This is a genomic window from Streptomyces sp. NPDC002671 (assembly GCF_053592475.1).
This window is the reverse complement of sequence record NZ_JBSFVU010000001.1, coordinates 240,193-261,117: the sequence shown is the minus strand read 5'-3', so window position 1 is coordinate 261,117 and position 20,925 is coordinate 240,193. Positions and strand designations below refer to the sequence as shown.

Here is a 20,925-nt window from a genome sequence, read left to right as displayed (position 1 = left end):
GGCGCGCTCACAGGGCCTCGAAGATGTCGGTGTGCGGGCTGTGCACCCGTACGGCGCCGGTGTGCACCTCGTAGTACCAGGCGTGCAGGGCGAGCCGGCCCGCCGCCAGCGCACGCTGCACGCACGGGTACGAGCGCAGCCGCAGCAGCTGCGTCAGGACGTGGCTGCGCACGCCCTCGGCGACCTCCGGGTCCTCGGCCGCGCCGGCCGGGCGCGGGGTGGCGTGCGCCAGCCAGTCGCGCACGGCCGGTACGGCGGTCAGGTCGTCGCCGCGCACCAGCGCGCCGACCGCGCCGCAGTGCGAGTGGCCGCAGACGACGATGTCCCGGACGCGGAGCACCTCCACGGCGTACTCGATGGTGGCGGCCTCGCCGGTGGGATGCTGCGAGGCGTACGGCGGGACGATGTTGCCCGCGGTGCGCAGCTCGAACAGCTCGCCGGGGCGGGCACCCGTGATCAGGGCCGGGACGACCCGGGAATCGGAGCAGGTGATGAACAGGACCTGCGGGGACTGGCCTTCTGCGAGTTTGGCGAACTCCTCAGGGCGCTGTCCGAACGTACGGGCGTTGTCGATGAGGGGCTGCATGTATGTGGATTCCTCCTGGCGCGCTGCAGTGGCGCGTCGGGCCTGCACGACGTTCGTGTGTGGGGGAAGCCGGCTCTCGGCAGCGGAAGACCTGAAGCGCTGCCGGCGAGTGGGCTCTGGACGATCTCGTGGTGCGGTGGTGCGGGGCACCGGGAGTGGCCGGTGGCTGCGGGGCGGTGGTCTGTCTAGTGCACACCAAGCCCGGGTCAATGGATGGTCAAGAAGATGTTAACCCTGCAAAGTCCTCTGCAAGGTCAACTGGGGGGTCACGCACGACAGAGGGCGTAAAAAAAAGCGGGTCACGTGACCTGAACTGGCCCGTGACCCGCATGTTTTGAGCGGTTGTCAGGAAGTGGCGCGGCTACCCGGCGATTAGCCCGTTCGAGTCACGGGTCAGCGCGGTGAGCCGGGATATCGCGCGGAAGTACTTCTTGCGGTAGCCGCCGTTCAGCATCTCCTCGCTGAACAGCTGATCGAACGGCAGTCCGGAGGCCACCACCGGGACCTCGCGGTCGTACAGCCGGTCCGCCAGCACCACCAGGCGCAGCGCCGTCGACTGGTCCGGCACCGGGCGCACATCGGTGAGGCACACCGCCTTCAGCCCGTCGGTCAGGGCGCCGTACCGGCTCGGGTGCACCCGGGCCAGGTGCTCCAGCAGGTGCGGGAAGTCGTCCAGCGAGGCGCCCGCGGTGGCGTACGCCGCCTTCGTCACCTGTTCGTCGGAGTACGGCGCCGGCGCCTCGGGCAGGCCGCGGTGCCGGTAGTCCTCGCCGTCGATGCGCAGGGTGCGGAAGTGGGCGGACAGGCCCTGGATCTCGCGCAGGAAGTCGACGGCGGCGAACCGGCCCTCGCCGAGCTTGCCGGGCAGCGTGTTGGAAGTGGCCGCGAGCGCCACGCCCGCCTCGACCAGCTTGCCCAGCAGCGAGGAGACCAGGACGGTGTCGCCGGGGTCGTCCAGCTCGAACTCGTCGATGCAGAGCAGGCGGTGGCCGCTCAGCGTCTGCACGGTCTGCTGGAAGCCGAGCGCGCCGACGAGGTTGGTCAGCTCGACGAAGGTGCCGAACGCCTTGAGCGCGGGCTCGGCCGGGGTGGCGTGCCAGAGGGAGGCGAGCAGGTGCGTCTTGCCGACGCCGTAGCCGCCGTCCAGGTAGACGCCGCGCGGGCCGGCCGGGACCTTGGGGGCCTTCGCCCGGCCGAAGCCGAAGAGGCCCCTCCTTCCGGGCTTGCCGGCGCCGGAGGCGTGCGCGCCGCCGAGCCCGCCCGCGAAGCTCTCCAGCACGCCGACGGCCTCGGTCTGGCTGGGCTGCTTCGGGTCCGGGATGTAGGTGGAGAAGCGCACGGAGTCGAAGCGCGGCGGAGGCACCATCTCGGCGACCAGACGGTCCGCGGGGACATGCGGCTCACGGGCGCACAGGGACAGTGGGCCCGCTTCGGTCAGAGTGCTGGAACCAGGGGCGGAGGTGGAGGACGACACGGTCACCCATGCTAAGCGCCGTGTCAGACTGCACGACATGCGACGCCTGTTCCCTGTGACCGACGAAACAGCAGCCCAGACCCCTGACGGGGGCGCCGAGGGCGGCGAGGCCATCGAGGCCATCGAGGGGGAGGGGGCGGCGGGGGCCGCCGGGGCTCCCGGTGCGTTCGTGGACCGTGAGTGGGGCCTCGCCGAGCTGGCCGCCGCCTACGCCTACCCGCGGCCCGAGCCGGGCGCCCCGCGGCCGTGGCTGCGGGCCAACATGGTCTCCACGCTGGACGGCGCCGCTCAGCACGAGGGCCGTTCCCAGCCCATCTCCAGCGCCGCCGACATGCGGATCTTCGGCACGCTGCGGGCGCTCGCGGACGTCGTCGTCGTGGGTGCGGAAACGGTACGGCAGGAGGGGTACCGCCCGGCACGCGCGCGTGCCGAGTTCGCCGCCGCCCGCAAGGCGGCCGGACAGGGGCCGGCCCCGGCGATCGCGGTCGTCAGCGCGAGCCTGGCGCTCGACTTCTCCCTCCCGCTGTTCACCTCGCCCCTGGTGCCAACGCTGATCCTCACCGGCGCCGGGGCGGCCCCGGACCGCGTCGCCGCCGCCGAGCGGGCCGGTGCCCAGGTCCTGATCGCCGGTGACGGCAAGGGTGTCGACCCCGCTCACGCGGTACGTGCGCTCGCCGGCCTCGGTCACACCAGGCTGCTCACCGAGGGCGGGCCCCGGCTGCTCGGCCAGTTCGTGGCCGCCGGGGTGCTGGACGAGCTGTGCCTGACCCTGTCGCCCATGCTCACGGCGGGTGACGCGCAGCGCATCGCCGGGGGTCCCGCGGTCGCCGTACCGCGCCGCTTCGAACTCGTGTCCCTTCTGGAGGAGGGTGGATTTCTGTTCGGTCGTTACCGAAGGTCCTGAAAACAGCGGAATCTGTCGTTCCGTTTAGCTTTCGATGGGCACACTTAGTCCGCAGAGCCCGTGCGAGCACGGGGAAGGATGGTTTCCGCAGGGCCTGAGCGGGCCCACGGGGAGAAAGAGGCGCCCGGTGTTCACAAGCGTTCTGATGATCGAGAAGGCCCTGTCGTCCGTCGACGTGGATTTCGTCACGACCCTGCACGCAGACGAGCCGGTCTCCTTCCACGTGCTTCTCCAGCCGCGCGGAGACCAGGACCGCCTGCTGCGGGCCATCGACGACCTCGCGCTCGGGGAACTGGAAGACGCCGTCCGCGAGGGCCGGACGCCGGAGGGGGAGGCGGCGAAGGCGCCTGCCGAGCAGGCGCTGGACGTCTCCGTGCGGGCGCTGCGGGCCGCCGGGACCGAGGCGGAGGGGAGACTCGTCGAGCACCATCCGCTGGACGCGCTGAAGGATCTGGTGGCCGAGGTGGGGGCGGACGAGGTGATCGTGCTGACCGCTCCGCACTATGTGGAGGAGTTCTTCCACCGGGACTGGGCGTCGCGGGCCCGGCACAAGGTGGGGGTGCCGGTGCTGAAGCTTTTTGCGCACGGGGAGGACTAGAGGGCTCGGGGGTTGGCTGTCGTCGAGCCCCTTGCGCGGTGCCCGGTGGTTCCTCGTGGCCGTGGCGCGGAGCGCCGCGGTGTCGCTGGTGCTTGCTCGGCCGCGGAGCGGGCGGGTGCTCTGCCGTACTGGGCCGGTGCTGCGCACCTGCGGTGGCGGGTTCACCTGGTCGGGTGATGGGTGGGGAACGTGTGGCGGGGAGCCGAACGGGTGTGTACGTTCGGTGATCGTGAAGCTGGTGGTGCACGTCAAGCTGCTGCCGACGCCCGTGCAGGCGGCGGCACTTGAGGCGACCCTGTGCGCCTGCAACGAGGCCGCCGGCTGGGCGAGCGAGGTTGCGTTCGAGAAGGGCGTGAACAGGAATTTCGCGCTGCGCGAGCACACCTACGCCGAGATCAAGGCCCGGTGGGGTCTGGGGGCGCAGGCCGCCCAGCATGTGATCAAGAAGACGTGTGACGCCTACGCGGTACTGAAGGCCAACCTGAAGGCTGGGAATCTCGGGAAGCCGGGATCAAAGCGGTACCGGAAGGCCACTGGGAAGCCGATCGCCTTCCGGGCGGACAGCGCACAGCCGTACGACGACCGGATGCTGTCCTGGCAGACCGACCGGCGGCGGGTGTCCGTCTGGACCGTGCACGGGCGAGTGAAGGACGTGGCATTCACGGCCTCCCCCGAGCAGCTGGCCACCCTGGCCCTGTACCGCAGGGGCGAGTCCGATCTCGTGTGCCGGGACGGCATGTGGTTCCTCAACGCTACCTGCGAGGTGCCCGAAGCTGAGCTGAACACCGATCCCGTGGGCTTCCTCGGCATCGACCTGGGCATCGTGAACATCGCCACCACCAGCGACGGCGAGATCATGGCTGGCAGGGACCTCAACCGCATCCGGGCCAGGGAACAGAAACTTCGTACCAAGCTCCAGAAGAAGAACACCCTGTCCGCCAAACGCCGACTAAAGAAACGCAGGCGTAAGGAGGCGCGGCGGGCGAAGGACATCAACCACAAGATCGCGAAACACGTGGTGGCCGAGGCTGAACGCACCGGTCGCGGCATCGCCCTAGAGGATCTGACGGGCATCCGCGAGCGGGTACGGCTTCGCAAGCCCCAACGGGCCACCCACTCCAGCTGGAGCTTTCACCAGCTGGGAGCGTTCATCGCGTACAAGGCCCGCCGGGCTGGGGTACCGGTGGTGTACGTCGATCCGGCGTACACCTCGCGCACCTGCGCCGAGTGCGGGCACGTCGACAAGGCGAACCGGGTCTCCCAGGCCTGGTTCGCGTGCCGGGGCTGCGGCGTCGTCGCGCACGCGGACCGGAACGGCTCCCGCAACATCCGCGCTCGTGCGTGGGAGTTGTGGCGACGCGGGGCCCCGTCAACGGCCCCTGCCCCATCACCGCGTCAGCGGGGTGGGTCTGGACGCAAACGCAGCATCACACCCAGTGATGCCCGTTGTGCAAGCCCGTCGTTTCAGCGACGGGTAGTCGACCGCATAGGGTAGGGACGCTCAGCCCGCACCGTAATCCTGGGGAGAAGAACGCATGGCACCCGGCCTTCCTACCGCCATGGACCGACCGCACTTCATCGGCATCGGGGGCGCCGGGATGTCGGGTATCGCCAAGATCCTCGCGCAGCGCGGCGCCCAGGTGGCCGGCTCCGACGCCAAGGACTCGGCGACCGCCGAGGCGCTGCGGGCGCTGGGCGCCACCGTGCACATCGGGCACGCCGCCGAGCACCTCGCCGACGACGCCAGCTGTGTCGTCGTGTCGTCGGCGATCCGCCAGGACAACCCGGAGCTGGCCCGCGCGGCCGAGCTGGGCATCCCGGTGGTGCACCGCTCCGACGCGCTGGCCGCGCTGATGGAGGGCCTGCGCCCGATCGCCGTCGCCGGCACCCATGGCAAGACCACCACCACCTCCATGCTGGCGGTCTCGCTCGGCGAACTGGGCCGGCAGCCGTCGTACGCCATCGGCGGCGACCTGGACGCGCCCGGCTCCAACGCGCTGCACGGCGAGGGCGAGATCTTCGTCGCCGAGGCGGACGAATCCGACCGCAGCTTCCACAAGTACGCGCCCGAGGTCGCCATCGTCCTCAACGTCGAGCTGGACCACCACGCCAACTACGCCTCGATGGACGAGATCTACGAGTCCTTCGAGACCTTCGCCGGCAAGATCGTGCCCGGCGGCACGCTGGTGATCTCCGCCGACCACGAGGGCGCCCGCGAGCTGACCCGGCGGCTGGCCGGTCAGCAGGTACGGACGGTGACCTACGGCGAGGCCGAGGACGCGGACGTACGGGTCCTGGCGATCGTCCCGCAGGGGCTGAAGAGCCAGGTCACCGTGGTGCTGGACGGCCAGGAGCTGACCTTCGGGGTCTCCGTGCCCGGCCGCCACTACGCGCTCAACGCCGTTGCCGCGCTCACCGCCGGTGCCGCCCTCGGCATCCCGGCCGCCGAGCTGGCGCCGGCGCTGGCCGCCTACACCGGCGTCAAGCGGCGGCTCCAGCTCAAGGGCGAGGCGGCCGGTGTGCAGGTGATCGACTCCTACGCGCACCACCCGACCGAGATGACGGCCGACCTGGAGGCCATGCGGTCCGCCGCCGGCGACTCCCGGATCCTGGTCGTCTTCCAGCCGCACCTGTTCTCCCGCACCCAGGAGCTGGGCAAGGAGATGGGCCAGTCGCTGGCGCTCGCCGACGCCTCCGTCGTGCTCGACATCTACCCGGCCCGCGAGGACCCGATCCCCGGCGTGACCAGCGACCTCATCATCGAGGCGGCGCGCGCGGCGGGCGCCGACGTCACCGCCGTGCACGACAGGGCGGAGGTCCCCGCCGTGATCGCGGGAATGGCCAAGCCCGGCGATCTCGTTCTCACCATGGGCGCGGGCGACGTGACGGACCTGGGCCCGCGGATCCTGGACCGTCTGTCCCAGTAGCTGTCCCAGTAGAAGGGTTGAGGCTCATGTCGTACGACGTCGAGAAGCCGGACGAGCAGTGGCGCGCGGAGCTGACCCCGGCCGAGTACGCCGTGCTGCGCCAGGCCGCCACCGAGCCGGCCTTCCGGGGTGAGTACACGGACACCAAGACCAAGGGCGTGTACTCCTGCCGGGCCTGCGGCGCCGAACTGTTCACCTCCGAGACCAAGTTCGACTCGCACTGCGGCTGGCCGTCCTTCTACGACCCCAAGGACACCGACGCGGTGGAGCTGATCGAGGACCGCTCGCACGGGATGGTGCGCACCGAGGTGTGCTGCGCGAGGTGCGGCTCCCACCTGGGCCACGTCTTCGAGGGCGAGGGCTACCCCACTCCGACGGACCAGCGGTACTGCATCAACTCGATCTCCCTGCGGCTGGCGCCCGAGGGGGAGTGACGCCCGCAGTCCCCATGCCCGACCCGGTGCTGTGATTTCGGCTACTCTCGTACTCGAATTCCCTGCTGAGGAGGGTGAGTTGACGGGGAGCACAGGGGCTGTCCAGCCGGACGGGGGAAGGGCTCGTGGGCGGGACCTGCGGAGTCGGGGGTTTCCGGTGCTCGCCACGGGTACGGCGGTGGAGCGGCTGGATTCGGTGCAGTCGCTGCGCGCCTGGGCCGAGCAGGAGGCCGAGGACACCATCGCGTGGTACCTGGAGGACAAGCGGCTCAAGCGCATCGGATCCCGGGTCATCCGGGGCTTGATGATCGTGCTCGCCACGACCGGCACGGTGATCCCGCTGGCCGGCGCGGCCACGGGTGCGGAGATCCAGAGCTGGGGCTATGTGTTCCTCGCCGCAGCCGCCGGCTGCAAGGGCTTCGATCACTTCTTCGGACTCTCCACGGCCTGGATGCGTGACATCACGGCGGCGCAGGCGCTGCGCGGCGAGTTGAACGCGTTCCGGCTGGCCTGGTCGGCGGAGTTGCTGCGCGATGTCACGGGCCAGCCCGAACAGGCGGTGATCGAGCGCCGGTTGACGCTGATCGGCGGGCTGGTCGGCAAGGTGCGCTCGCGTGTCGAGACAGAGACCGCGGACTGGACGGCGGAGTTCCGAGCCGGGCTTCAGCAGCAGGACCAGACCGGGCAGACCATGGCGTTGCCGGCGCCCCGGGAGGCCGGCGCGGCAGCGCATCGCTGACCGGTCAATTCCCCGCCTCCGTCCACCTGCTCCACCTGGTCTCCCTGCTCCGCTCCGCTTCGCGGACCCGCCGGCTCCCGAGGATGTGCCATGCCCCCTTGGTCTCGTTCCCCTCGCTCAGCAAGCCGAACGCGGCACGCGTACGGCCCGCAGCGGGGCGCGAGCCCGGCCGACGGTCTGCTGGTGCGCTCCGACCCGATGGGCGCGCGGCTGCTGGAACGGGTCCTGCACTCGCTGGCCGAGCCCGCCTCTCTGCTGCCCCGGCTCGCCGCCGTCTGGCTGTGGGGCGACGAGATCGTCGCCGAGCTGGCCGACGCCTCGGGCCGTGCGCTGCCGGATCCGTGGCGGGCGGGCCCGGACGCGCGCCGGTGGTTCCTCAGCCGGGAGAGCGCGAAGGTGTACGCGGACCGTGACGAGGCGGCCGAGACCCTTCACTTCCCCCACCTGGTGAGCGTGGGCACGGGGGACGACCTGCGGCTGCTGCTCAATCTCGACGCCGGCACCGGGCTGGGCACCGTGACCGGCCCGTACGGCCAGCGGCGTGACCTCGTGGAGGCGATCGCCGCCGAACTGGCCACGGCACCGTGGTCGGGCCAGGTCCGCGTCACCGGTGTCGGGGTGGCGTACGACCTCGCCTCCTCGTTACCGGACCGGGTGGAGTTCCTGCCCGACATCCCGGCCCTGATCGAGTCGATGGCGGGCGGCCCGGAGCCGGACGCCGTGCTCACCGGCTGGGCGGCGCGCCCCGCGCATCCGGCGACCGCGAGCCGGGTCGTCCTGATCGGCGAGCTGGACTACGACGAGGCCCGGCAGCTCGCCGCGCTCGCCGCCCGGGGCGGCAGGACGGGACCGCGGATCCTCGCCGCCACGATGTTCCCCGACCTGCCCGGCGCGGGCTACGAGATCAAACTCGCCCGGGACGGCAGGATCTCCGCTCCGCTGCTGGGCGTGGACGGGGCACCGGAGTCGGCACCGCCCGCCCGCGCCCGCACCCGGCCGGCACCCCGGACGGAACGGCCCCCCTCCTGGTCGGCCGGGCCGCTCGTCCCGGGCTCGCGGCCCACGGCGCTCGCGGGCGCCCACTGGACGTTCACCGCCGTGCTGCCGGGCGGGTCGGAGGCGGACGTCGTCCTCGAAGCCGACGAGTCGACGCCCGTGCGGGCCGTCGCGGACCAGCTGGCCCAACTTGCCCCGCGCGGCACGGAATCCGACCTGTTCACGAGCGAAGGGGCGCGGCTCGCGCGGTACGCGACGCTGGCGCAGACGCCCCTGTACGACGGCTGCCGGGTCCACCTCGGCGCGCCGCCCGAGGGCGGGGCGAACGCCCAGGACGGCGGAGTGAGGCTGACGTCCGAGGGGTTCGCGCGGTTCCGCGATGCGTATGTGTCGCCGGCCGCGGGCGGGATGCTGGCGTTCGACCGGCAGGCGGCCGATGAGGAGAACGCCATGCGCGGAGTTCCGGCGGCGGGCGGCCGGGACGAACTGCCGGCACCGTCCCGGAACCCTTTCCTGATCCAGTTGCTTCACTGGCTCTACCTGGCCTACAAGCCCCGACGGCGCGGCCGGGCACTCGACCGGCGGCCCCGCGAGACGAGGCCGCGCTTCCCCGACTCCTTCGAACTGCCCGGCCAGGTCTTCGGGGCGCCCGCCCGCCTGTGGGAGCGCGGACCGGACCACCCGGACCACCTCGTACTGAGGGTCGGCCGCGGCGCGGGCGCGGCCCCGGTCACCCTCGACGTGCGGCGCGGCGGCGGCGTCGGCATCGCCGCCGACCGCGACGTCGCCCGCAGGCTGGCCGGCTGGCTCGTGGCCCAGACGGTGCTGCTGCACCCGCCCTCCGACGTCGCGGTGCGGGTGCTCACCGACGAGTCGGGGGAGAAGTTCTGGCGCTTCGCCCGCTGGCTGCCGCCCGACGGGCTGATGTCCCGGGGCGGCCGGCCGGTGCGGATCAGCCGCGAGCCCGCCGCCCACACCCGGCACCTCGACGAAGCCGCGCTGATCATCCACGAACGGCTGCGGGGCGAGCGGGGCGCGGGGGCGCTCTGGGGCGACACCGCGCTGCTGCTGGTCCTCGACGATCCGGCGGCGCTGCGCACGGCACCCTGGGCCGAGGAGGTGCTGCGCCAGGGGCCGGACGTCGGCGTGCACGTCATCTGCCTCGCCGAGAACGAGCAGCAGCTGCTCGACCCGCACGGCACCCGCCTGGTGGCGGACGGCACGGGAGTGTGGGTCACCGACCTCGCCGAGGAGGACGGCGGCACGGGACAGCGGTGCGTGCCCGACCAGTGGGTGCCGGCCCAGCTCGACGCCGTGGCCCGGCTGCTCGCCCCGCTGCGCGACGCCATCGCCGCACCCGCCGAACCCCCGGCCGAACGCCTCCTGGACCTGCTCGACCTCGACTCCCCGACCGCCGAGCGGATCCGCGACCGGTGGCAGGGCACCCCACGCTCCCCGGCGGCGGTCCTCGGCGGTTCGGCCGGCCGGCCCTTCGTCCTCGACCTGCGCGCCGACGGCCCGCACGCACTGGTGGCCGGGATGGCGGGCTCCGGGATGGAGGAGCTGGTCTGCGCCTGGCTGACCGCGCTGGCCGTGGCGAACCGCCCGGACGAACTGAACCTGCTCTTCGTCCACCACGACGGCGGTGAGGCCTTCGCCCGGGCCGCCCGGCTGCCGCACACCGTCGGCGTACACACCGCGCTCGACACCTACGCGGCGGCCCGCGGACTGACCGCCCTCGACGCGGAACTCACGCGTCGGCAGCGGCTGGTGAAGGAGGCCGGGGCGCGCGACTTCGAGCAGTACTCGGTGATCCGGGCCACCGACGCCACCGACCTGCCGGCCCTGCCCCGCCTGGTGCTGGTCGTCTCCGATCTCGCCCAACTCCGCGAAGAACTCCCGGCGTTCGTCCACGGCCTGATCGACGCCACCCGGCGGGGCCCGGCGCTCGGTGTCCACGTGGTGTTCGCGACCCGCCGCCCCTCCGACGCGGTCACCCCGGACCTGCTCGAATGCGTGCCCCTCAGGATCGTGCTGCGGCTCGCCGACCCCGCCGACAGCGAGTTGCTGATCGGCACCCCGGGCGCCGCACGGCTGGACCCCGGCCCGCACGGGCTCGTCCATGTGCGCCGCGCCTCCGGCCCGCTGGAGCTGTTACGCCGCGCACGGCTGGGCGAGCGGCAGGACGAACCCTCCGCCGCGCCGGGCGCCGTCCGGCTCCGGGTGACGGACTGGACGGGCGCCCCGCAGCAGAGCGCGGTGCGGACCCCGGTGGCCGCGGGCGCGGCGGGCGGAGAACTCGCCGACCTCGTCCGTGCCGTGGGACAGGCCGCGACCGCCCTGGACGACCTGCCCGCGCAGCGCGTCCCGTGGCCGCCCCCGCTGCCGCTGTCGGTGCGGCTGAAGGAGACCGCCGTCGGCCCGGACGCCCGGTGGCCCCTGCGGCCCCGCCCCGCAACGCGCACCCCGGTCGTCTTCGGGCTGCGCGACGACCCCGGCACCCAGGGCTTCCGGCAGGCCGCCTGGGACCTCGACCAGGACGGGCCGCTGCTCGTCTCCGGCGACGCGGGCAGCGGGCGCACCCAGCTGCTGCTCACCCTCGCCGTCGCGGTCGCCGAGCAGTACAGCGTGGAGGACGTCCACCTCTACGCCATCGACTGCGGCTCCGGGGACCTGGGTGTCCTGACCGACCTGATGCACTGCGGGGCCGTGGTGACCACGGACGAGACGGAGCGGCTGCGGCGACTCGTCGACAAGCTGGTCAACACCGTTCGCAGCCGCCAGGAACTCTTCACCCGCTCGGGCATCAGAAGCCTGCACGGGCACCGGCAGGAGCGCCGCGGCCGGGAGAAACCGCCGTACCTGGTGCTGCTGCTCGACGGCTGGGAGGAGTTCCTGGACTGGGTGCAACGCACCTCCAGCCATCAGTGCGGCCTGGACCTGCTCGACCTGCTCCAGGACACCCGGACCGGCATCTGCCCCGTCATCACCGGAGGCCGGCAGGTGCTGGGTCTGCGCCACGGCTGGTCGGACTCCACCACCCTCGTCCTCAGGCAGGCCGACCGCAGGGACTACCAGCGGGCCGGGCTCCAAGGGCGCCCGCTGCCGCCCGTGTTCGGGCCCGGCCGGGCGTTGTACGCGGGCAGCGGAGCGGAGGCGCAGATCGCGCTGACCGACCGGATCCAGGAGACCGTGACCGAGACCCGGCAGCGCAACGCCGGCGTGCCCCTGGAATGCAAGCCGTTCCGCATCGGCAGCAGTGCGCTGGCCGCGGACCGGTTCTCGCTCGGCCCGGCGGGCCGTCCCGTGGGCCGCGAGGACGTCTTCGCCTGGCTGAACCGCAACTACCGGGACGGCACGCCCGCCGCGCTGCTGGGGCCGCGCCGGGCCGGCAAGTCGTGGATCGTCAAGGAACTCCAGGAGCGGATGCGCTCCGAGGGCCTGGGCAACGTGCAGAAGGTGGTCACCCTCTCCAACCTGGACGGTCTCGGCTCGCAGGACGACCTCGCCGTCCGGCTCATGCCCGAGCTGGCCGAAACCGCCCGGCCTGCCGAGGAGTTGATGCGCCTGGCCGGCGCGGGCAGCGGCTCGTCCCGGCTGGTCCTGCTGCTCGACGAGGTCGGGAGGCTCACCTGCTACGAGCCCGCCGCCGTCTCCTGGCTGCGCGACCTCGGTCAGGAGGGCGCGTGGCTCGTCTACTGCGGCACCTACAAGGACTGGAACGACACCCTGCGGCACGCGCTGAAGGAACCCGGCTCCAGCTTCGGCAACGACGTCAACCACTTCACACTCGGCCCGCTGGCCGAGCCGGACGCCCGCGAGTTCCTGATCGGCACCGCGGAGAACGAGAGCCTGGTGATCCCGTCCGTCACCGCCGACCGCATCCTCAAGGACGTGGGCCCCTGGCCCTTCTACCTCCAGGTGGTGGGCGACGCCCTCGTGCGCGCGGCACGCGCCGGCAGCACCCTGGCCCTCGGCGACGACCGGGAACTCAGGTCGCTCATCGAGCGGGAACTCCTCGTGAACAAGGCCGACGTCTTCCGCTCCCGCTGGAGTGAACTCGGCCCCGCGGCCCGCGAGGCCCTGCTCGGGGCACGCGGCAGCCTGCCCAAGGACCCGAGCGCCGCGCAGGGCCAGCAACTGCGCGAGGTCGGGCTGCTGCTGCCCCAGAACAAGTGGCTGACCGACCGGCCCTTCTTCGACTGGATCGACTACGCCTACCACGAACTGCACGACGAGGAGCAGCACCGATGAGCCACTACCGGCCGAGCCGGTCGTACGAGCGGAACCTCGACATCAGGTTCCACGGCACGGACGTACCGGAGTGGGCGCGCCCGCTGGTCGAGGGCTGGGCGCCCAACGACGCCTGCTGGCTGGTGGTCATGCCGCGCCGCGCCGGCAAGAGCTGGCTCGCCGGCGCCGTGAAGGAGGCCCGCACCCCGGGGCGCACCCGGCTGGTCGACGTGCGCCGCGAGGCCGACGTGCGCAGGGCGGGCCTGACCTGTCTGACGAGCACCAAGGCGGCCCGGCCGCAGCTCGGCGACGTGGAGGTCGTCCTCGTCGACGAGCCCGCCATCAGCCCGTCGAGCGGACCGGGCAAGGACCCCGCCACGCTGGCCGACGGGCTCAAACGGCTGCGGGAGGAAGGCGTCGTACCCGTCGTCTTCGCCACGCCCGCCGAGCACGAGCTGCTCGCCCCGCACCTGGGCGCCGACGCCCTCAAGGACATCGTGCCCCCGCCGCCGCTCACGGACGAGGAGGCCGCGCGCATGGCGGAGCGCACCCCCGAGTGGGCGCCCGGCCTCGTGGCCCGGCTGCGCGCCGAGCAGCCGGGCTGGCTGCTCACGCCCTTCCTGCTGGAACTCGCCCTCCAGAAGGCCGAGGCCGAACCCGCCCTGCGCACCGACCCGGCGGCCCTGTCCCGCCGGGCCGGTGAGGAGGCCACGTTCCACCCGCACATCTACATCGAGCAGTGGTTCCACAACGGCCTGTCCGCCGGGCACCGGGCCGCCCTCCGGCGCGAACGCTGGCGCCGCGCCGGGCTGTCCTTCGACTTTGACGCCCGCGACGCGCAGACCCTGAAGGTGCTGCCGCCGGTCGCCGAGGACCCCGTGCTCGCCCACCACCTGCCCGAGGTGCTCCGCGTCCACCAGGTGTCCGATCTGCACTTCGGCGGCGAGCACCGGTCCAACGTCGACCAGAAGGACCGCACCCAGCTGGGCACCGCCCTCGCCCGGCTCACCGGTGACGGCAGCCCGCTCAGCGGCTACCTGGAGCACGTCCAGCACCTGGCCGAGCAGGGCCGGGCCCCGCACCTGGTGATCGTCTCCGGCGACCTGGTCGACCGCCCGGTCGACGCCAACGGGCGGGAGGCCCTCGACTGGCTCGACCGGCTCGCGGGGCTGCTGGCCGGCCACCCCGACCTGCGCCCGGACGATCCGCGCATCCTGCTCGTGGGCGGCAACCACGACGTGTCCTGGGACCGCTGCCTCGACGAGCGGCCCGGGGCCCGGCACGAGTGGTTCGCCGAGACCTTCCGGGCCTACCCGCACCCGGAGCTGGACAAGGCGGACCACGACGCCCGCCTCCTCTACGTGCGCTACGCCGACGCCTGCCTCCGGGTCGCGCTGCTGGGCTCCGCCGAGTCCGGCGGCGAACCGGTCCGCAACGAAGACCGCGACCGGGTACGCCAACTCCTCGCGGAACTCGCGGTGTCGGAGGACCACACCGCCGTCGCCGAGCTGATGGGCAAGCTCGAACGCCACGACCCCGGCGTGGTGGCCCACCCCGTGCTCCGGCGGCTCAAGAAGGAGACCGGCAGCGTGAACCTGGCCGTCGTCCACCACCCCCTGTCCCCGGTGCCCGCCGTGGAAGTGGCGCCGTACGCCGGTGTGGTGAACGCCGGTCAGGCCAAGCAGGCCCTCGCCGAAGCGCACACGGCCCTGGTGCTGCACGGGCACACGCACCTCGGCTTCCTGGCCGCGGAACGGCTCATCGACCGGGACCAGGAGCGGCCCTGGACCACCCGCATCGCCGGCGCCCCCGCGCTCGCCAGCGTGCACTCCAACGAGGAGAACGGCTACAACGAGGTGTACATCGCCCGCGAGGGAGCCGAACACTCCCTGGCGGTGCGCACCGTCCGCCGGCGCGGCGGCCAGTGGAAACCGGACCTCGCCATCGCCTTCCGTCCCGGCGCGGCCGACGAGTGCGCCTTCGACGAGCTGGGCGCCGACCGCTCCCCGCGGCACTGACACAGGGAGGGCCTGCCGTGCGACTCACCCTCACCGTCACCGACCCCCGGGCCGGGAACTCGGCGGACGTCGTCCTGGACGCCGAGCCCGAGTCACCGGTCGGCGAGGTCGCCCGCACGCTGGAGCGCCGGCTCGCCGGGGAGCCCGAGCGCCGGTCCGGCGGGGACCCCACCGGCGACCCGCCGCCCCTGTACGCCGACGGACTCCTCGTGGACCCGGCCACGCCCCTCGTCCGCTCCCCGCTGGCGGAAGGGAGCGTCGTCAGCCTGTACACCCCGGCCGGCTGCCCGCCCCGCGAGGTCACCGGCATCGTCGAACTGCGCGTCGCCGGCGGCCCGGACGCCGGGGCCGTGCACCGGCTCGGGCTCGGCCGGACGGACATCGGCCGGGGACCGGCCGCGCACGTCCGCATCGACGATCCCGAACTGGCCGAGCGGGCCCTGACCGTCACGGTCGGCACCGACGGCAGGTGCACCGTGCAGGCGCACGACGCGGGGGAGCAGGTCACGCTGGACGGGATGCCGCTGCGCAAGCGCGCCGTCCGTGACCTGGGCCGCGACGGGTCGGTGACCGGCCCGTGGCCCGTCGACTCGCAACTCGCCGTCGGGGGTTCCCTGCTGGAGCTGGTCGCCTACACACCCCCCGACGCCGTCCTGCGCCCCTCGGCGGACGGCATCGCCTTCGCCTTCGAGCGCCCCCGGCGGCTGTTCTCCTCCGCGAGCCGGAGCCGCGACTCGCTGCCCCGCCGGGCGCAGCGATTCGCGGGGCTCCTCGCCCAGGCCGAGGTCCGACTGCTCGGGGTGATGGCGCTGGGCGTCACCGTAGTCGCCCTGGCGGGCCCTCTCCCGTGGTACTACGCGCTGTCGGCGCTGCTGATCCCGGTGTTCGTGCTGTTCGACCGCTGGATCGGCAGGGAAATCGAGGCGCGGAAGAGAGCGGAGGCGGAGGTGGCCCGCAGGCCCCTGACCGCCGAACTCCGCCGCCGCCGCCGCGAGGCCCCCTCGCCGGCGGCCGTCCTCTCCCTCGCCACCGGCCCGCGCATCGGTCTGTGGGAGCGCCGCCCCGGCGATCACGACCACCTGCTGCTGCGCGTGGGCACCGGCCCGGCGGCCGAGGGCAGCTCGCGCGAGGAGCGGGAGGAGGGGCAGTCCCCGGCGATCGAGGACGCGCCGGTCACCCTGTCGCTGCCCGAGCTGGGCGTGATCGGTTTCGCCGGGCCGGGCGACTCGGCCTCTGCGCTGGCGCGCTGGGCGGTGGCCCAGACGGCCGCCCTGCACAGCCCCGTCGACGTCGCGGTGTACGTCCTGACACTCAGGGGCGCGCACGACTCCTGGGACTGGCTGCGCTGGCTTCCGCACGCCCGCCCCGTCGGCGGCGTCGACGCCCACGTCACCATCGGCATGGACGCGGAGACCGTCGGGGCCCGCATCGGCGAACTGGTCCGGTTCCTCGACGCCCGCAAGGCGGACCGGGAGGGCGGCGCCGCGGACGGGTCCGCCCCCGACATCGTCGTCGTCTGCCACGGTTCCCGGCAGCTGCGCTCCCTGCCCGGCATGGCCCGGCTGCTGCGGGAGGGGCCCGCCGCGCAGATCCATGTGCTGTGCCTGGACGAGGAGGAGCGGTTCCTGCCCGGCGAGTGCCGGGCGATCGTCGTCGCCGAGCCCCGCGGCGGCTCCCCGTCGCGCGACCCGTGGCGTGCCTTCGCGCCGGAGGCGGGGCCCGACCCGGACCGCGGCACGCCCGTGGAGCCGCGCCTGCGGATCGAGTGGGCCGACGGGCGCCGGTTGCGCGACGTACGGCCCGACCTCGTCGCGCCCGCGTGGTGCGAGCGGCTGGCCCGCTCCCTGGCCCCGCTGCGGGACGCCGGCGGCGAGGCCCAGTCCTCGGCGCTGCCCGCCCAGAGCCGCCTCCTCGACGTCCTCGGACTCGACGAGCCCACCGGTGAGGCCATCGCCGAGCGCTGGGCGTCGAACCGTCCGTCGACCCTCGCCGTCATCGGCGAGACCTATGACGGCCCCTTCGGCATCGACCTGCGCCGCGACGGGCCCCACGCGCTCATCGCGGGCGTCTCGGGCTCCGGCAAGTCGGAGCTGCTGCAGACGATCATCGCCTCGCTCGCCGTCGCCAACTCGCCCGAGCACCTCACCTTCGTGCTGGTCGACAACAAGGCCGGTACCGCGTTCCACGGCTGCGCCCGGCTTCCGCACACGGTCGGCATGGTGACCGACCTCGACCCCTACCTCGTGCAACGGGTCCTGGACTCGTTCGCCGCCGAGTTGAGACGCCGCGAGCAGCTGCTGGCACTCGCCGGCGCCAAGGACATCGACGACTACCACGACCTGCTGCGCGGCACGCCCGGCGCGCTGGAGCCGCTGCCCCGGCTGGTGGTCGTCGTCGACGAGATCGCCGCGATGGCGCGCGACCTGCCCGAGTTCATCACCGGAATGATCAACGTGGCGCAGCGTGGCAGATCCCTCGGTGTCCACCTGGTGCTCGCCACCCAGCGGCCCAGCGGCGTCATCTCCACGGAGATCCGCGTCAACACGAATCTGCGGATCGCGCTGCGGGTCACCGACAGCGTCGAATCGTACGACATCGTGGACTCGCCCGAGGCCGGGGCGATCCCGAGGTCCACGCCGGGCCGCGGATACGCCCGGCTCGGCCACGCGTCCCTCATCCCCTTCCAGACGGGACGCGTGGGCGGGCTGCGTCCCGACGCCCCGGGAGCGCGCCCCCGCGCCCCCTGGGCCGCCCGTCTGACCTGGCCGGATCTGGGCAGGTCGGCCCTGGCGGCGCCCCGGCCGGTGCCGGACCGGGGCGCGGACGCGCGCACCGATCTCGACGTCCTGGTCGATGCCGTCCGCGCCGCCCACCTGGCGCTCCGCATCCCGCCCCCGCACGTTCCGTGGCTACCTCCGCTGCCCGAGGTGCTGTCACTGGACGAGCTGGAGGTGCTGGACGAGCCGGACGAGTCGTTCGAGCTGCTTTTGCCGGACGTGATCGGCTCCGCCGCGGACGCCGAGCGGGAGGCGGGCCCCGGTGCCCTGCCCCCGGTGGTGTTCGGCGTCGAGGACCTGCCCACGGAGCAGCGCCGCCGCCCGGTCCGCGTCGACTTCGCGGACTTCGGCCACCTGCTGATCGCCGGCGCACCGCGCTCGGGCCGCTCACAGGTCCTGCGCACCCTGGCCGGGGCGCTGGCCCGCGCCCATTCCTGCGCCGACGTGCACCTCTACGGCATCGACTGCGGCAACAACGGACTCGCCGCGCTGGCCGGACTGCCGCACTGCGGGGCCCTGGTCACCCGCCGCGAGACCGAACGCGCGGACCGGCTGCTGTCCCGCCTGACGGACGAACTGCGGCACCGCCAGGACCTGCTGGTCCAGGGGGGATTCAGCGACGTCACGGACCAGCGCGGCCGGGTCGGACCGGCGCTGCGGCTGCCGTACCTGGTCGTGCTGCTGGACAACTGGGAGGGCTGGCTGCCGACCTTCGGCGAGTACGACCACGGCCGGCTCACGGACGCGCTGCTCGTGCTGATGCGGGAGGGCGTGGCCGCCGGCATCCACCTCGTCGTCACCGGCGACCGGCAGCTGCTCAGCGGCCGGATCGCCTCCCTGACCGAGGACAAGTACGCGCTGCGGCTGGCGGACCGCTCCGACTACACCCTGCTCGGTGTCCGGCCGGGCGAGGTCCCGGACGCGCCGGCTCCCGGCCGGGCCGTCCGGGCGGGGCCGGGCACGGAGACCCAGTTCGCGCTGCTGACCGGGGACGCGACGGACCAGGCGCAGGCCGAGGCGCTCGCCGAGATCCAGGCGGCGGCGGTCGCCCGGGACGAGGGCGTCCCCGAGGAGCGGCGACCGTTCCGGGTGGACGCCCTGCCCGGCCGTATCGGGTTCGACGAGGCATGGCAGCTGCGCGACCGGCGGGGCGCGCGGTCCCGGCTGTGGACACTCGTCGGCGTCGGCGGGGACGAGCTGACCGGCTACGGCCCCGATCTCGCCGAGGGCGTCCCGGCGTTCGTCGTCGCCGGGCCGCCGAAATCGGGCCGCTCCACCGCGCTGCTGAACGTGGCCCGGTCCTGCCTCAACCAGGGCGCGCGCCTGGTCCTGGCGACGCCGCGTCCGTCACCGCTGCGGGAGCTGAGAGGGCGGGAGGGGGTGCTCGGGTTCTTCGTGGGCACCGACCTCGACGAGGCCGTGTTCGAGGTGACCCTACGGCGGGCCTCTCCCGAGCGGCCGATCGTGGTGATCGTGGACGACGGGGAGATCCTGCGCAACTGCGACGCGGAACCCGCCTTCGAACGCCTGCTCCGGGACGGCGCCCGGCGGGGGCTCGCGCTCGTCCTCGGCGGGGACGAGGAGGACGTCTGTGCGGGGTTCTCGGGCTGGCAGGTCGACGCGAAGAAGGCCCGGCGCGGGCTGCTCCTGTCGCCGCAGGACTCCACGTCGGGCGACCTGATCGGCGTCCGGGTCCCGCGCAGTTCGGTCGGCTATCCGGTGCAGCCCCGCAAGGGCCTGCTGCATCTCGGCGACGGCCGGCTGCTGTCCGTGCTGATTCCGTCGGCATGACACCCGGATGCCGAATGTTTGTTCGGGGTGTGGCGGGTGGGACTGGTGCCCGGCTTGTCACGGTTTGAGATCCTGTGAGGATGATGGGTGTGGTGCGCTGGATCCGGTCCCGACGCGGACCCCTGCGCGGGCACCTGCGCGTACCCGTGCGCGTACCTTTGCGCGGGGGCGGCCACCGGCACGAGGACGGCTCGACCGCCGACGCCGAGGAGGCCTCCGGGCAGCCGTACGCGCTGCGGGAGGCCCTGGCCGGGATCGGCACCACCCTCGACGAGTCCGTCACCTGCGCCCAGCTGACCCGGGCAGTGGTACGGCTGTTCGGCGGACTGGCGGCCGTGATGCGCCGGACCGGGGACATGATCACCGGGTACGAGGAGATCGACGGCGATGGGGACGTCGACGTGCTGCCCGACGCCCGGTGGGCCACCGCGGTGGTCCGGGAGGCCGGCGCTCCGGCGCTCGACGGGTGGGCCGACCCCTGGCTGGAGCACCGGGGGGCCGGCCACGCAAGGACCGCCCTGTGCGTACCGCTGACCAGCGGGGACGACCACTACGGCGTCCTCGTATGGGTCCGGGAGCACCGCTCGTTCGCCCGTTCGGAGGCCGAGGCGCTGACCCTCCTCGCCGAGCGCGCCGCCTCCCACATCCGGCACGCCCGCACCCACGCGGAGGTCAGCCGCACCGCCGGTGACCTCCAGCGCGCCCTGCTCTCCGAACCCGGCCGGCCGCACCCCAACCTGGACGTCGCCATCCGCTACCTCCCGGCCGGCGGCAGCGTCCTCGTCGGCGGCGACTGGTGCGAGACCGTACGGCTGCACTTCGGGCGCACCCTGCTGGTCGTCGGCGACGTCATGGGCCACGGCCTGGAGGCTGCCGTCGACATGAACGCCTACCGCTCCTCCCTGCGCTACATGGCCTCCTCCGACCTGCCCCCGCACCGGGTGCTGCGCCAGATGGACGAGATCGCCTCCAGCGAGGACGACCGCAGGCCCGCGACCTGCCTGCTCGCGCGTGTCGACCCCGGCCGGTCCCAGGTGGCGCTCTCCAGCGCCGGGCATCTGCCGCCGTTGCTCATCACCGCCGAGGGCGAGGTCTCGCTGCTGCCCGTCCCCGTCGGCCCGCCGCTCGGCACCGGATTCGGCGGGTACGAACTGGCCACCCACCCCCTGCTCCCCGGCCAGACCCTGGTGCTGTTCACCGACGGACTCGTGGAACACCGCGGCGAGGACATCGACGCCTCCCTCGCCCGCTTCAACGCCGTGCGCTTCACCATGGGCAACGGCGTCGACGAGATCCTGGAGACCATCCTGGACCAGTTGGACGCCCTCCACGCCGAGGACGACGTGGCGGTCCTCGCGGCGCGCCCGAGCCTCCGCAAGGAGGACCCGTCCGGGTCGGCCTGAAATCCCCCTCTCTTTCCGGGAGTCGCTGCCTTCCAGCCCGGATGA

At 73.3% G+C, this 20,925-nt stretch carries 12 protein-coding genes; 10 read left to right on the top strand and 2 right to left on the bottom strand.

The window, feature by feature from the left end; translation table 11 throughout:
- Positions 1–7: 7 nt before the first annotated feature.
- Entirely contained in the window at positions 8–586 is a 579-nt protein-coding gene (locus ACWD35_RS01150) for a carbonic anhydrase (RefSeq protein ID WP_451349017.1), read from the bottom strand.
- Between the two features lie 361 nt (positions 587–947).
- A complete protein-coding gene (gene zapE, locus ACWD35_RS01145; protein ID WP_451349016.1) occupies positions 948–2,060 on the bottom strand; it encodes a cell division protein ZapE in 1,113 nt (370 codons plus the stop codon).
- A 37-nt stretch (positions 2,061–2,097) separates the two neighbouring features.
- On the opposite strand from zapE, the gene ACWD35_RS01140 reads away from it, so the two are divergent.
- The 10 genes from ACWD35_RS01140 to ACWD35_RS01095 all read left to right on the top strand — a co-directional run bounded on the left by ACWD35_RS01140 (position 2,098) and on the right by ACWD35_RS01095 (position 20,880).
- On the top strand, positions 2,098–2,964 hold the full coding sequence (locus tag ACWD35_RS01140; RefSeq protein WP_451349015.1) for a pyrimidine reductase family protein: 867 nt from the start codon (positions 2,098–2,100) through the stop codon (positions 2,962–2,964).
- Between the two features lie 127 nt (positions 2,965–3,091).
- On the top strand, positions 3,092–3,562 hold the full coding sequence (locus ACWD35_RS01135) for an indole-3-glycerol phosphate synthase (RefSeq protein WP_451349014.1): 471 nt from the start codon (positions 3,092–3,094) through the stop codon (positions 3,560–3,562).
- A 229-nt stretch (positions 3,563–3,791) separates the two neighbouring features.
- On the top strand, positions 3,792–5,057 hold the full coding sequence (locus ACWD35_RS01130; RefSeq protein ID WP_451349013.1) for an RNA-guided endonuclease InsQ/TnpB family protein: 1,266 nt from the start codon (positions 3,792–3,794) through the stop codon (positions 5,055–5,057).
- 40 nt (positions 5,058–5,097) lie between these two features.
- Entirely contained in the window at positions 5,098–6,489 is a 1,392-nt protein-coding gene (gene murC, locus ACWD35_RS01125) for a UDP-N-acetylmuramate--L-alanine ligase (RefSeq protein WP_451349012.1), read from the top strand.
- A 26-nt stretch (positions 6,490–6,515) separates the two neighbouring features.
- On the top strand, positions 6,516–6,923 hold the full coding sequence (gene msrB, locus ACWD35_RS01120) for a peptide-methionine (R)-S-oxide reductase MsrB (RefSeq protein WP_451349011.1): 408 nt from the start codon (positions 6,516–6,518) through the stop codon (positions 6,921–6,923).
- 31 nt (positions 6,924–6,954) lie between these two features.
- Positions 6,955–7,662, top strand: a complete 708-nt coding sequence (locus ACWD35_RS01115; protein ID WP_451349010.1) for an SLATT domain-containing protein — start codon at positions 6,955–6,957, stop codon at positions 7,660–7,662.
- Positions 7,663–7,845: 183 nt separating this feature from the next.
- Positions 7,846–12,912, top strand: coding sequence for an FtsK/SpoIIIE domain-containing protein (locus ACWD35_RS01110; RefSeq protein WP_451349009.1), 5,067 nt, complete (start codon positions 7,846–7,848; stop codon positions 12,910–12,912).
- A complete protein-coding gene (locus tag ACWD35_RS01105; protein ID WP_451349008.1) occupies positions 12,909–14,909 on the top strand; it encodes a metallophosphoesterase family protein in 2,001 nt (666 codons plus the stop codon). The genes ACWD35_RS01110 and ACWD35_RS01105 overlap by 4 nt, the downstream gene beginning before the upstream one ends.
- Before the next feature lie 17 nt (positions 14,910–14,926).
- Positions 14,927–19,477 carry an FtsK/SpoIIIE domain-containing protein gene (locus ACWD35_RS01100; RefSeq protein ID WP_451349007.1) on the top strand — a complete coding sequence of 1,517 codons (4,551 nt, stop codon included), beginning with the start codon at positions 14,927–14,929 and terminating at the stop codon, positions 19,475–19,477.
- Between the two features lie 83 nt (positions 19,478–19,560).
- Positions 19,561–20,880 carry a PP2C family protein-serine/threonine phosphatase gene (locus ACWD35_RS01095; protein ID WP_451349312.1) on the top strand — a complete coding sequence of 440 codons (1,320 nt, stop codon included), beginning with the start codon at positions 19,561–19,563 and terminating at the stop codon, positions 20,878–20,880.
- Positions 20,881–20,925 lie beyond the last annotated feature (45 nt).